A 12,376-nucleotide genomic window follows, 5' to 3' on the forward strand; every position below is an offset into this window, starting at 1 on the left:
CCTCAGGCCAGCTTGAGGTCGCGCGGCCGGGTCTGCGGGAACACGCGGGCCAGGGCCGCGGGCGACAGCCCGTAGGTGCGGGCGAACAGGCCGCCCAGCACGGCGCGGTAGTCGTTCAGAACGGGATAGTCGCGGTTCTGGAACAGGGTGGTGGCCGTCAGCGCCTGCTGCTCGCCCGCGATGCGCCCGCCCGCGATGCCCCCGCCCAGCACCCACATCACGCTGCCGTGGCCGTGGTCGGTGCCGCGGTTGCCGTTCTCGCGGAAGGTGCGGCCGAACTCGCTGATGGCGACGACCGTGGTGCGGTTCCACGCCGGCCCCATCTCGTCGGCGAAGGCCGCGAGGCCCCGGCCCAGCTCCTCGAAGCGGTTGGCGAGCGCGCCCGTGGCGTTGCCCTGGCCCACGTGCGTGTCCCACCCGCCCACGTCCACGAACCCCAGGTTGTAGCGCGACTGCATCAGCCGGGCCATGCGGCGTGCCGTGCCTTCGAAGCCCTTGGTGCTCAGCGCGTTGCGGCTGGCGGCATCCATCTCGCCCTGCATGGTGCGCGCCACCTCGTCGCGCGTCTGAAAGCCCTCGGCCACGGCGGCGGCCAGCGGCGTGCCGCCGTACATCGAGGCGATCAGCCCGGCCTGCCGGTCGTCGATGCCGGGCTTGGCCGCGCCCGCGGCGCCCAGGGCGGTGTTGGGCACGTCGTAGCCGCCACGCAGCACCAGCGGCAGCGTGTCGGTGAAGGCCATGGGCGACAGGTGGTCGTGCCAGCGCGGCTGCACGCCCAGTTCGGTGGCCAGGCGGTTGAGAAAGCCCGATCGGTAGTCGCGCCGCCCGCCCACGGGCTGGCCCAGTTCGATGCTGTCCTGCGTGTCGAAGTGGCTGCGCGTGAGGTCTTCGGTGCCCGAGAACGGCACGAACGCCACCTGCTTCTTCTCGTACAGCGGCATCAGCGAGCCCGCCAGCGCTGGGTTCAGGCCCCAGTCCGCGGTGAGCGGCAGCGCGCCCCCGGCTTCGCCTGGCTTGGCGATGGCGATGTTGGGCCGCGTCTCGTAGTAGTAGCTGCTGGAGGTGGGCACGAGCAGGCTGGCGCAGTCGTACCCGCCGCGCAGGAAGACCAGCAAAAAGCGTGCGTCCACCGCCTGCGGGGTGGCCGCGAGGCTGGCCTGCAGCACGCCCGGCGCGGCGAGCGCGGCCAGGGCCTGCAGGCACTGGCGGCGGGTGGGGGCGGGGCCGGCCCCGGAAGGGCCGGGGCGGCGTGGGGCGAAGAAGTGCGTCATGGCGAAGCCTTTCAGCGGAACAGCGAAACGGGGGGGCGAGGCGGACGATGGGCTGCGGGTGGCGGAGAGCGCCGTGCGGCCGGGCCGCTCAGGCGTACATGAACTCCGGCGCGCTGAGCAGGAAGGTGTTCCATTCCAGCGGCGAGGCCGCGCGCGCCAGCGCCACGCGGGTGGCCGGGGCCAGCTGCGGCTCCAGCGCGCGGTAGTAGGCGCTCTGGGCCAGCGCCGGGGGCGCCACGCGCGGCGGCGGTGCGCCGTCGGGGCGGTAGAGCGCGGCGGCGCCCGCGCCGGCCAGGGCCCGCGCCACCTCGAAGCGCACGGCCATCTGGCCCGAGCTGGTCCACGCGGCCGAATCGAGCGGGTAGCCGTCGGGCGTGGCGCGGCCATACAAGGGCTCGGCCAGGCGCTGCAGCCACGACAGGGCCGGATCGGGGTTGGCCAGCACGCGGTCGGCATAGCCCATGCGCAGGCCGGCCATCACGTACTGCACTGGGTCGCGCAGCCGCTTGCCCAGCGAGGCCTGGAACGGCGCGCTGGCGAACAGCGTCTGCAGCACGGCGGCGATGTGGCCGTCGCTGCGGGTGAACGACTCGGCCATGGCCTCCAGCAGCGCGGGCGGCGGCGCATCGCCCACGAGGTAGGTGGCGAGCTTGCGCGACACGAAGCGCGCCGTGGCCGGGGCGCGGGCCAGGCGGTCGAGCGCCTCGTCCAGCTCGGCCATGCCCTGGCCCTGCAGCGGCTGGCCCAGCAGCTCCTTGGGGCCCCAGTCGTGGCGCTGGGGGTGGAATTCGTACAGGCCGTGGCGCACGTACTGGCGCGTCCACTCGGCTTTGAGCTTCGGCGGCGGCTCGCCCAGCGGGCGCAGCGACACGCCGTGGCCGGTGAGCACGCGCGCCATCTCCTGTACGTCGCGCTGGCTGTAGCCGCCGTCCACGCCCAGGGTGTGCAGCTCCATCAGCTCGCGCGCGTAGTTTTCGTTGATGCGGTTGGCGGCGTTCTGCGCGTTGTCCAGGTAGCGCAGCATGGCCGGGTGGCGCACGGTGGCGCCGAGCAGGTCCCGAAAGCGCCCCAGCGCGTGCGGGCGGATGGCGCGGTCCTCGTAGTCGCCCACCATGGCGCGGATGTCGGCCTTGCCGGCGAAGACGCTGAAGTGGTTCATCCAGAACCAGGTCATCTTCTCCTGCAGCTGCGCGGGCGAGTACACGGCCCGCAGCACGAAGCGGCGCTCGGCCTCGCGCTGCAGGGCGCGCATGTCGCGCTGGTAGGTCTCCTGCGCGGCCTTGCGCGCCTCCTCGTCGGGCAGGTCCTTGATGGCCTGCTGGCGGCCCTGCATGTCGATGGCCAGCACCTCCATGGGGGTGCGGGTGATGGCCATGGCGTCGATCTGGGCCTGGGCCTCGGGCGGCAGGGCCGCGGGGGCGGAGCGCAGCTGGGCGGCCAGGTAGCCCGCCGTGCCGGCCTCAGCCAGCGCCTGCTGCGACGCCGCCGTGGCGCCCCACGAAAGGCGTTCCAGCAGGCGCACGCTGCCGGCATCGTCCAGCCCGGGAGGCGCGCCCCCCGGACTGCCGGCGGCCCAGGCGCCGCCGCCGCCGGCGGCGAGCGACACGGCGGTCCATCCCAGCCAGTGCCTGCGGGTGAGGGGCAGGGCGGTCGAAGCGGAGGGCGAGGGGGTCATGGCAGGGCTCCATGGGGAAAACGGTGCCCATGGTGCAGCGCGGCGCGGGGCGCGGCAAGGGGGGCCGCAGGGGTTTTACGCCCGGGATACAGATGTATCCGCGGCGGCCAAAAAAGCTTCAAGCCAAAACCGCCTGCAGCACAATATCCACTAGGGCATATTGCTATCGAAATATGAGCGAATGGGCGGGCTGCGGACTTTTTGGTAACCGCTGTCAACCGCCGGGCGTTCAGCGTCAGCGGCGCTGGCGTTCCTCGCTCGCTTCCTCGAAGCGGTCCACGTCGCGCAGGGGCTTGAACAGGAGCGTCCAGGCGCCCACCACCGCCAGGGTGCACAGCCCGCCCGCCACCGCGGCCGGCACGGCGCCCAGCCACGCGGCGCTGGTGCCGGCACGGAACTCGCCCAGCTCGTTGGACGAGCCGATGAACAGCATGTTGACCGCGTTCACCCGCCCGCGCATGGCATCGGGCGTGGAAAACTGCACCAGCGCCCCGCGGATGTACACGCTCACCATGTCGGCCGCGCCGGCCACCATCAGGGCCAGGAACGACAGCAGGAACCAGTGCGACAGCGAGAACACCAGGTTGGCCGTGCCGAAGATGGCCACCGCGATGAACATGCGCCGCCCCACGTGGCGGTTGAAGGGCCGCATCGTCAGGAACAGCCCCGCGCCCACCTCGCCGATGGCGATGGCGCTGCGCAGCGCGCCCAGGCCCTGCGGCCCCACGTGCAGCACCTCGTGCGCGTAGATGGGCAGCAGCGCCACCACGCCGCCCAGCAGCACGGCGAACAGGTCCAGCGAGATCGTGCCCAGGATGATCGGGCGCGTGCGGATGAAGTGGATGCCCGCGCCGAAGCGGTCCCACATGCGGCCCTGCGTCGACGAGGGCGGCGCGGCGTATGCCACCGTCACGCGCGACAGCAGCAGCGCGCCCAGCGCGAAGCCCGCACAGCACACGGGGTAGGTGAGCGAGGCGCCGCCGGTGGCATACAGCACCCCGCCGATCAGCGGCCCGGTGATGCTGGCCAGGCGCATCAGCATGCTGTTGGTGGCCATGGCCTGCGCCAGCTGGGCGCGCGGCACGATCTGCGGCAGCAGGCTTTGCAGCGCCGGTCCCGAGAACGCCCGCGAGCAGCCGAACAGCACCAGCGCCGCATAGATGCCCGCCACGCCCGCCGTGCCGTGCCCCGACAACCACCACAGCAGGGCACTGCACACCGCGCCCACCGACCAGCTCACGGCCAGGATGTGCCGGCGGCTGGCGCGGTCGATCAGGTCGCCGGCCGGCAGCAGCAGGCACAGCATGGGCAGGAATTGCGCCAGGCCCACGTAGGCCAGGGCGATGGGCTCGCGCGTGAGGTCGTACACCTGCCAGGCCACGACCACGGCTTGCACCTGGGTGGCGAACACGGCCACCAGGCGGGCGATCAGGAAGGCGAGGAAGCCGCGGTGCCGGTAGACGCTTTCGGTGGCAGGAACGGGGGGAGCGGGGGAGGCGGTGGGAAGGTCGGGCACGGCGCTGGGGAGGCTGGAGGGTGGCTGGCCGGAGCCTGCCCGGCCAGCGAACGGACGGACGCGGCGGGCGGCTCCAACGGTGGGAAGTCAGCGCCGCATGCTACCGGTTTATCCGCGCGGGTGCTGTCGCCGGTAGTCCCAGGGCGCGCGCGGGCGCTTTTGCGACCACAGCCCGGCGTGGCTGGCCTGGGCCTGGCGCTGCAGCGCCGCCAGTTGCGGGTAGGCGGCCGCGCGCGGCGTGTACACCCAGGCGAGCCCGGCGCGCACCTGGGCCGTGGCCGCATCGCCCTGGCCGCAGCGCACGTGCGCCACGGTGCGGCCGTAGGCGTCGCGGGCCACGGTCTGCAGCGTGGCTTTCTGCCGCAGGCACAGCCGCGCGAGGTTCTGGCGGGACGGCGGGCCGAACGCCTGGCGGCGCTCGGGCGCATCGATGGCGGCCAGGCGTACCTGGATCGGGCGGCGGTCGCCGCAGCGGGCGGTGAGGGTGTCGCCGTCGCTGACGGCGACGACCAGGCAGAGCAGGGTGGCGATGGGCACGGGGGATCGGGGCGGGGGATGGGATGCAATGAAGGCGGGCGCAGGGGCCGCGCCGGCCGCGCACTATAGCCGTACCCCGCAAAGGCGCCGGCCGCGCCCGGCCGCCACTGCCCAAAATGCAGGCACCGGGCTGCAAGCCACTGCCTGCGCCGATCCGGCGGGTTGTCCCTGGGGTTGTCCACAGAACGGCCCACAGAGGGCGGGCATAACTTCGGCATGCGGTGGAGGGGCGCTCGCAACGCAGGTGATCAAGGCGAAAAATGGTTCCAGGACAATCAGTACTAGGGCATTGCGCTATCAAAAAAGTAGCGTTTCACCGGCCAGCCTGAAACCACTGGATACACTGCCGTCCGCATGCGCCCCCTGACGTGGCTGCGCAGGCAGACATCGCACGACACGAAGGACACGAGGGCATGGCAACGGGGCACGACACATCCACATCCACATTCGATTTCGCGCGGGCGGCGTGCCGCCGTGGAAGGGTCCTGGCGGCCGGCATCGCGCTGGCGGGCCTGGGCGTGCTGGGTGCGTCGCTGCCCGCCCAGGCCAGCGGCGCACCGCAGTCCTGGGGCCAGCGCCTGGTGGAAACCCAGGAACTGCCGGCCGAAGCGCTGGCGAAGTTCGCACTGTTCCAGGACCGGAAAGACACCGCCGATTCGGCCCGTTCCGCAGGCGCACCGCCCCCGACCCAGGCCTGGACGGGCGAGGAGATGGCGCTGCCCCGCAGCGGCAACCCCTACACGCTGGTGGTGCGGGTCTCGGGCGTGGCGCTGGCCGACGGGGATGCCAGCGCGCGCTGGATGGCGGGCTGGTCCATCCATGGCGCACCGCGCGTGGGTGCCGTGCCCCAGGTCGCCGCGCGGGGCGTGCGCGCCGGCCAGGTCGTAGAGATGGCCGGCGCCGCGGCGCCCTTGAGCTTCAAGGAAGACCGCACGGTCCCTCCGGTGCTGGAGTTCGCAGGGGTGAGCAACCTGCGCATGGACCGGGTGCGGCTGGAGGTGTGGTCGGGCATGCGCTCGTCCAACCCCGTGGAGCGGCTCATGCCGTGGATGCCCCTTCTCACCGGGGCCGTGTTTCTCGGCCTGATGCTGTGGTGGCGCCGCCGTTGAGCGGGCGGTGGGACAGCGACGGTGGGGCAGCGGCGCCGAGCCTTGGGTCCCGCGCGCGTCCAGTCACAGGTCCAGCGGCTGCCCGGGCTTCCACGCATCGGCGCGCCGCCGCGCTTCGGCGATATCGACCGGGCCCATCCTGCGGGCCAGCAGCTGAAGGTGCACAGCCCCGTAGCGGGGCAGGGTGAGCGGGTCTTCCGGGTTGCCGCGACCCAGGCGTTCGGCCAGTTCCAGCAGCATGTAGGCGGCAACGGGCCGCTGGGCCACGGTGGCCGCGCCGTTGGCATAGAGATCGCCCAGCCGGTACAGCCCGGCCGCATCGCCCTGGCGCGCCGCGCGCAGGTACCAGTTCTCGGTCAGCGACATCTGGCGGGGTTCTCCGCCGCGGCCCTCCTGGTAGATGGCGCCCAGCCGCACCGCCGCCAGGCTGGAGCCCTGGTGGGCGGCCCGGGTCAGCCACTGCATGGACTCGGCATGGTCACTGGGGACGCCGTTGCCCTCGTCCAGCATGGCCGACAGCAGCACCATGGCCCGCAGGTGCCCTTGCTCGGCCATGGCCCGCACGGCGGGCAGAACGCCCAGGCCCTGGCCGCGGCGCCATTGGGTCTCGGCTGCACCGAGCCGGGCCAGTTGTTCCATGCCTTCCCGCTGCGCCGCGATCTGCAGGGCGCGCGCATCGCTTTCGGCGCGGGCGATGCGTTCGGCGGCCTGGGCCTTGTCGTGGTTCCACTTCCAGCCCATCAGCGCCATCAGCACCACCACGCCGCCGGCCAGGACGATCAGGGTCCAGGGCTTGTCGCCGGGGCCGGCGGCCGGCCGGGCGCGGGCGCCCTCGGGCTTTTGCCGCGCCGCCACGCTGGTGGGAAGCACCTTGTCGTAGGCCACCTCGCACCGCGGGCATTGCCAGGCCGGTGCGGTATCGGTGGCCTGGCGGGTGTGGCTGCAGCGCGGGCACACGCGCGCGGCAGCGGCGCGGGCGGCCTCGGGCGTCTCGACGGGTTCGAGCGAAAGATCAGGGGCGTTCACGGTTTCATTCCTTTTGGGGCAGCGATTGTGCTGCGCCTGCGCGGCCCGAAGCGCCAGCGGCTCGAATATTCGGTAAAAAGGCCGCCAGCACAATGAATTCTAGGGCATATTGCTATCAATTAAATAGCAATTTCTGCGCTATCCCCCAGGCTCTGCGGGCACCGCCGCCGCCTGCCAGGTCCCCGGCGCCAGCCCGTCCAGCGAATAAGGCCCGATGGCGGCGCGGATCAATCGCAACGTGGGCAGGCCGACCGCCGCGGTCATGCGCCGCACCTGGCGGTTGCGGCCTTCCTTGATTGCCAGTTCGATCCAGGCGGTGGGAATGCGCTGGCGCACGCGGATGGGCGGGTCGCGCTCCCACACGGCGGGCGGCGGCTCCATGCGGCGCGCCCGGGCCGGGCGGGTGGGGCCGTCGTTCAGCCGCACGCCGTCGCGCAGCGCGGCCAGGGCGGCTTCGTCGGGCGTGCCCTCCACCTGCACCCAGTACGTCTTTTCCATCTTGAAGCGCGGATCGGCGATGCGCGCCTGCAGCGCGCCGTCGCTGGTGAGCAGCAGCAGCCCCTCGCTGTCGGCGTCCAGCCGGCCCGCCACGTACACGCCGGGCATGTCGATGAAATCCTGCAGCCCGCGCCAGCGCCCCTCGGGCGTGAACTGGCTCAGCACGCCATAGGGCTTGTGAAACCGGATGAGGCGGGGCGTGCCGGGCGCGGCGGCGGCTGCCACGGCCCCCGCAGGGGATCGGGCGGAAGGGCGTGCGGCCGCTGGCCGGGGCGGGCGGGATGGCCGCAGGGGGCCAGGAGCGCGCGGTGCGCGGGGCGGGGTCGGCATGGGGCGGCAAGCATAGCGCGGCGGGCGGCCGACGCCGTGGCGACCGGCGCGGTACGGCAGGGCCTGCCGCTCGCGCGGGCTTTCAGTCGCTGCCGCCCGCCACGGCGCGCACGCCGGCCGCGCCCACGTCCACCGCCGTGCCCACCACCGTGGCGCCGATCTTCACCGTGGTCGCCACCACCGTCACCGCGGCATCGCCCACGGCCACCACGGCGCAGCCGCTGCACAGCACCGCCATCGCCGCGAGCGCGGCACCCAGAAAAGATCGCATGGAAACACCCAAAAAGGCCAGGGGATCGGAGGCGGAAATTGTCGCTGCCCGCTCCGCGAAGCGGCCCGTTCTTTACCTGCCCGTGTCGGCCCGGCGCAACGGGCGCCGGCTCACACGGGCAAGAAGAGCGCCGGGTCCACCATCGTGCGGTTGAGCATCACGCCCCAGTGCAGGTGCGGCCCGGTCACGCGGCCGGTGGCGCCCACCGCGCCCAGGCGGTCGCCGGTCTGCAACTGGTCGCCCACCTTGGCGTCGATGGCGCTCAGGTGGGCATACACGGTGAGCAGTCCGCCGCCATGGTCCAGCCACACGGTGCCGCCGCTGAAGAAGTATTCGCCGGTGTCGATCACCCGGCCCGGCAGCGGCGCGACGATGGCCGTGCCCTTGGCTGCGGCGATGTCCATGCCGCTGTGCGGATTGCGCGATTGCCCGTTGAACACCCGCCGCAGCCCGAACGAGCTGGACCGGGGCCCCGGCACCGGGACGTGCATGCGCAGGTCGGCCGGCTTGGGCAGCGGTGTGGAAAACGCTGCCGTCACCTGCCGCTGGTGTTCGCGCTCGCGCTCGAAGCGGGCGTTGTCCTCGGCGGAGAGGTCCACGGTGCGCGGCGCGACGCTCAGGCGCTGCTCGCGGTACTTCTTGGGCGCGATGGTGTAGGGCACCTTGCGCGCTGCATCGCCTTCGGTGGCCGAACCCCGCACCACGATCCCGGCGGCCCCCGCCTGGGCCGCCAGCGGGATGCCGACGATGGCCGTCCACTCGATCGCATCGCCCAGCACGAGCACCGGCACGTCGCCCGCGCCTTCGTCCACGTGCGCCACCGGCCGCGTGGCTGCCGGCCCCAGCGACAGGCGCGCCACGCCGCCGGGCACTTGCGATGCGCGGGGCCAGACGGATGGGGAGGGCGCTGACGAAGGCGCGCTGGCCCGGGGCTTGGCCGCTTGGACGGGGCCCTGCCAGGCCAGCAGGCCCAGCGTGGCCACGAGGGCGGTGCGCCGGCTGGCCTGCAGAGAAAGGGAGGGGGGAGTGCGGTGGTCTGCCATGGCGCGGGCGAAGGGAAGCGGGGATGCCGGCAGTTTAGCGACGGCGCCTGCGCCCGCGCGCGCCCGAAGCCCTGGCATGTGCGGACGGCTCGGGAGATACCCTGCCTTGGCCACGCCAGGGCCGCCGGGCGGCGCCGGCCCCGGTACGATGCCCTGCATGCGCCGCGCATGCCCGTTTCCGCCCTGCCATTCGGTTGCCGCGGGCCCTTGGCCGGGTCCGCTGGCACCGCCGTCACCGGCGCAGGCGCTGCCCTCCGGCTTTCGCCCCTTCAGCTCCTGAATTGCTGCGCCATGCCGCCTGCCGCCCGCCCCCATTCCCCACCGCCCGGCGGATCACCGGCGCGCCGCGCGGCCGATGGCGTCCTGCCGCCACCCCCGGGCCTGCGGGGCCGGATCGACCGGGCGCTGTTCGGCCAGAGCAAGCAGGTGCGCATCCGCATGTCGCAGTGCCTGCTGGCGTTCGGCCTGCTGTGCCTGATCGCCCTGGTGCAGCAGGCCGAGGTGATGCTGGGGCTGGTGGACGCCAGGCAGGCCTGTCCGCTGACCGCCTTCGCGCTGGGCACCAGCTTCGTCTGCTGCCTGCTCGTGCGCAGCGGCCAGGGCCGGCGGCTGTCGCCGCACGATCCGTCGCTGTCCATGCTGCAGTCGGTGCTGGCGGCCACGGCGCTCGGCTGGGCCTATGCCATCACCGGGCCGGCGCGCGGTGCGCTGCTGGGCCTGCTGGCACCGCTGTTCCTGTTGGGCGGCATGTTCCAGCTGCGGGCGGGGCAGACGCGCGTGCTCATGGCGTACTGGCTGGTGCTCGTGACCGGGGTCATGCTGTGGCGCACGTCGGGCGATCCGCCGCGCTACGACCCGCGCGTGGAGGCCATCCACTGGGCCTTTTCGCTCATCGTGGTGACGGCGGTGGCCGCGCTGGCCATCCGCATCGGCCGCCTGCGCAGCCGCCTGGCCCGGCAGAAGGCCACCCTCACCGAGGCGCTGGAGCTGAGCCGCAAACTCGCCGAGCACGATGCGCTGACCGGCCTGCTGAACCGGCGCGCCATGGGCGACCTGCTCACCCTACACTGGACGGTGGGCGCCGCGGTGCACCCTCAGGACGGCCGGCCGGGCGAGCCCGCCACGGCGCCGATGGCCATGGCCATGATGGACATCGACCACTTCAAACACGTGAACGACACGCACGGGCATGCGGTGGGCGACGCCGTGCTGCAGCGCTTCGCCGAGATCGCCCAGGCCGGCGTGCGCGGGCGCGACGTGCTCTCGCGCTGGGGCGGGGAGGAGTTCCTGCTGCTCATGCCCGGTACCGGCCAGAGCGGTGCGATGCGCGTGCTGGAGCGGCTGCGCGGCCAGATGGAGCGCGGCGGCTTCGAGGCGCTGGCCCCGGGCCTGGCGGTGACGTTCTCCGCCGGCGTGGCCGAGCGCGTGCCCGGCGAGCCCCACGCCGCCACCGTGGAGCGGGCCGACAAGGCGCTCTACCGCGCCAAGCACAACGGCCGCAACCGCTTCGAAGCCGGCTGACCGCCACAGGCCGGCGGCACGCCTGCGCAGTGCGCTGCCACGGCCCCCGTGCGCTGGCAGACTTGGAGGCGTGGGCTTACAAGCGCGCACCCGGCGCCCACCCACAATCGCGCACATGAAAAAAACAGGCCGCACCCTGCTCACCGTAGCACTCACCTTCGTGGCCACCACCGCCATCGTGCTGTTCGCACTGAACTTCACCGCCGGCGAGAAGAAAGTGCAGCACCAGATCCCGCGCCTGTACACCACCGCCCAGCCCCAGTACGAACGTGCCATGGGCAGCCTGCTGGGCCCGGGCATCACCAGCGGCAACGAGGTGGTGGAACTGCTCAACGGCGACCAGATCTTTCCGCCCATGCTGGCCGCCATCCGGGCCGCGCAGAAAAGCGTCACCTTCGAAACCTACATCTACTGGTCCGGCGACATCGGCAAGCAGTTCGCCGATGCCCTGAGCGAGCGCGCCCGTGCCGGCGTGAAGGTGCATGTGCTGCTGGACTGGGTGGGCAGCTCCAAGATGGACGAGAGCTACTTCACCGAGATGAAGGCGGCCGGCGTGGAGGTCGAGAAATTCCACAAGCCCCACTGGTACAACCTGGCCCGCCTGAACAACCGCACGCACCGCAAGCTGCTCGTCACCGACGGACTGGTGGGCTTCACCGGCGGCGTGGGCATCGCGCCCGCATGGACCGGCAACGCGCAGGACCCCGACCACTGGCGCGATTCTCACTACCAGGTGAAGGGCCCCGCGGTCGCGCAGATGCAGGCCACCTTCCTGGACAACTGGCTCAAGGTCACGGGCAAGGTGATGCACGGCGAAGCGTACTTTCCCGCCATCGCCCAGAGCGGCACGCAGAAGGCGCAGATGTTCTCCAGCTCGCCCTCCAGCGGCAGCGAGAGCATGCAGCTCATGTACCACTTGGCCATCACCTCGTCCGAGCACAGCCTCGACCTGTCGGTGGCGTACTTCGTGCCCGACGACCTGACCCGGCAACTCATGCTGGACGCCCTGGCGCGCGGCGTGCGCATCCGGCTCATCACGCCCGGCGAGCACACCGACACCGAAACCGTCAAGGCCGCCTCCCGCGCCACCTGGGGCGAACTGCTGCAGGCCGGCGCCGAGATCTACGAGTACGAGCCCACCATGTACCACTGCAAGGTCATGATCGTGGACCAGCTCATGGTGTCGGTGGGCTCCACCAACTTCGACAACCGCTCGTTCCGGCTGAACGACGAGGCCAACCTGAACGTGTACGACGCCCCTTTTGCCCAACGGCAGACGGTGGTGTTCGAGGACGACCTGAAGCGGTCGCGGCGGGTGACCCATCAGGACTGGCTGGACCGGCCGATGAAGGAGAAGCTGGCCGAGCGGATGGCGTCGCTGCTCGGCTCGCAGCTCTGATCCGCGGTGGCCGGCGGGGCACCTGCCCCAGCCGCTCGCGGCGCGTTGGCCGGCGGCGGGTGCCGTCTCGGGTGGCGAACTCCAGGGCGGCGCCGGCCTTGCATGGCGCGTCCACCGGCTCCCGGCCGGCCCGCGCTTTTGCGCTTACATTCCATGCTCCGAGAGGGCGAGACGCGTGCG

At 72.4% G+C, this 12,376-nt stretch carries 11 protein-coding genes; 3 read left to right on the top strand and 8 right to left on the bottom strand.

Features of this window, described 5'->3' with window-relative positions; translation table 11 throughout:
• Positions 1-2: 2 nt before the first annotated feature.
• From AVTE2539_RS06935 to AVTE2539_RS06950, 4 genes are all read right to left on the bottom strand, one after another.
• Positions 3-1,271 carry a DUF1501 domain-containing protein gene (locus AVTE2539_RS06935; RefSeq protein WP_284409141.1) on the bottom strand — a complete coding sequence of 423 codons (1,269 nt, stop codon included), beginning with the start codon at positions 1,269-1,271 and terminating at the stop codon, positions 3-5.
• 88 nt (positions 1,272-1,359) lie between these two features.
• Positions 1,360-2,946, bottom strand: coding sequence for a DUF1800 domain-containing protein (locus AVTE2539_RS06940; RefSeq protein WP_284409142.1), 1,587 nt, complete (start codon positions 2,944-2,946; stop codon positions 1,360-1,362).
• A gap of 235 nt (positions 2,947-3,181) precedes the next feature.
• Complete coding sequence (locus tag AVTE2539_RS06945) at positions 3,182-4,462, bottom strand: MFS transporter (RefSeq protein ID WP_284409144.1); 1,281 nt, start codon at positions 4,460-4,462, stop codon at positions 3,182-3,184.
• Between the two features lie 108 nt (positions 4,463-4,570).
• Complete coding sequence (locus AVTE2539_RS06950; RefSeq protein ID WP_284409146.1) at positions 4,571-4,999, bottom strand: thermonuclease family protein; 429 nt, start codon at positions 4,997-4,999, stop codon at positions 4,571-4,573.
• A 413-nt stretch (positions 5,000-5,412) separates the two neighbouring features.
• Between AVTE2539_RS06950 and AVTE2539_RS06955 the strand changes: the two genes are divergently transcribed.
• Positions 5,413-6,108 (top strand): hypothetical protein, encoded by a 696-nt coding sequence (locus tag AVTE2539_RS06955; protein WP_284409148.1) that lies wholly within the window; start codon positions 5,413-5,415, stop codon positions 6,106-6,108.
• A 63-nt stretch (positions 6,109-6,171) separates the two neighbouring features.
• Here AVTE2539_RS06955 and AVTE2539_RS06960 read toward each other — a convergent pair whose 3' ends face one another.
• From AVTE2539_RS06960 to AVTE2539_RS06975, 4 genes are all read right to left on the bottom strand, one after another.
• Entirely contained in the window at positions 6,172-7,134 is a 963-nt protein-coding gene (locus AVTE2539_RS06960; protein ID WP_284409153.1) for a tetratricopeptide repeat protein, read from the bottom strand.
• A 138-nt stretch (positions 7,135-7,272) separates the two neighbouring features.
• Positions 7,273-7,962 carry a pseudouridine synthase gene (locus tag AVTE2539_RS06965; RefSeq protein ID WP_502868876.1) on the bottom strand — a complete coding sequence of 230 codons (690 nt, stop codon included), beginning with the start codon at positions 7,960-7,962 and terminating at the stop codon, positions 7,273-7,275.
• 82 nt (positions 7,963-8,044) lie between these two features.
• Positions 8,045-8,233 (bottom strand): hypothetical protein, encoded by a 189-nt coding sequence (locus tag AVTE2539_RS06970; protein ID WP_284409155.1) that lies wholly within the window; start codon positions 8,231-8,233, stop codon positions 8,045-8,047.
• Between the two features lie 110 nt (positions 8,234-8,343).
• Positions 8,344-9,276 (bottom strand): M23 family metallopeptidase, encoded by a 933-nt coding sequence (locus tag AVTE2539_RS06975; RefSeq protein WP_284409158.1) that lies wholly within the window; start codon positions 9,274-9,276, stop codon positions 8,344-8,346.
• A 291-nt stretch (positions 9,277-9,567) separates the two neighbouring features.
• Here AVTE2539_RS06975 and AVTE2539_RS06980 point away from each other — a divergent pair, with 291 nt between their 5' ends.
• The gene (locus AVTE2539_RS06980) at positions 9,568-10,797 is read left to right on the top strand and encodes a GGDEF domain-containing protein (RefSeq protein WP_284409159.1); all 1,230 of its coding nucleotides are present in this window, start codon (positions 9,568-9,570) and stop codon (positions 10,795-10,797) included.
• Positions 10,798-10,912: 115 nt separating this feature from the next.
• On the top strand, positions 10,913-12,196 hold the full coding sequence (locus AVTE2539_RS06985) for a phospholipase D-like domain-containing protein (RefSeq protein WP_284409164.1): 1,284 nt from the start codon (positions 10,913-10,915) through the stop codon (positions 12,194-12,196).
• Positions 12,197-12,376 lie beyond the last annotated feature (180 nt).

Origin of the sequence: Acidovorax sp. SUPP2539 (assembly GCF_030158975.1) — a bacterium.
GTDB lineage: Bacteria > Pseudomonadota > Gammaproteobacteria > Burkholderiales > Burkholderiaceae_C > Paracidovorax.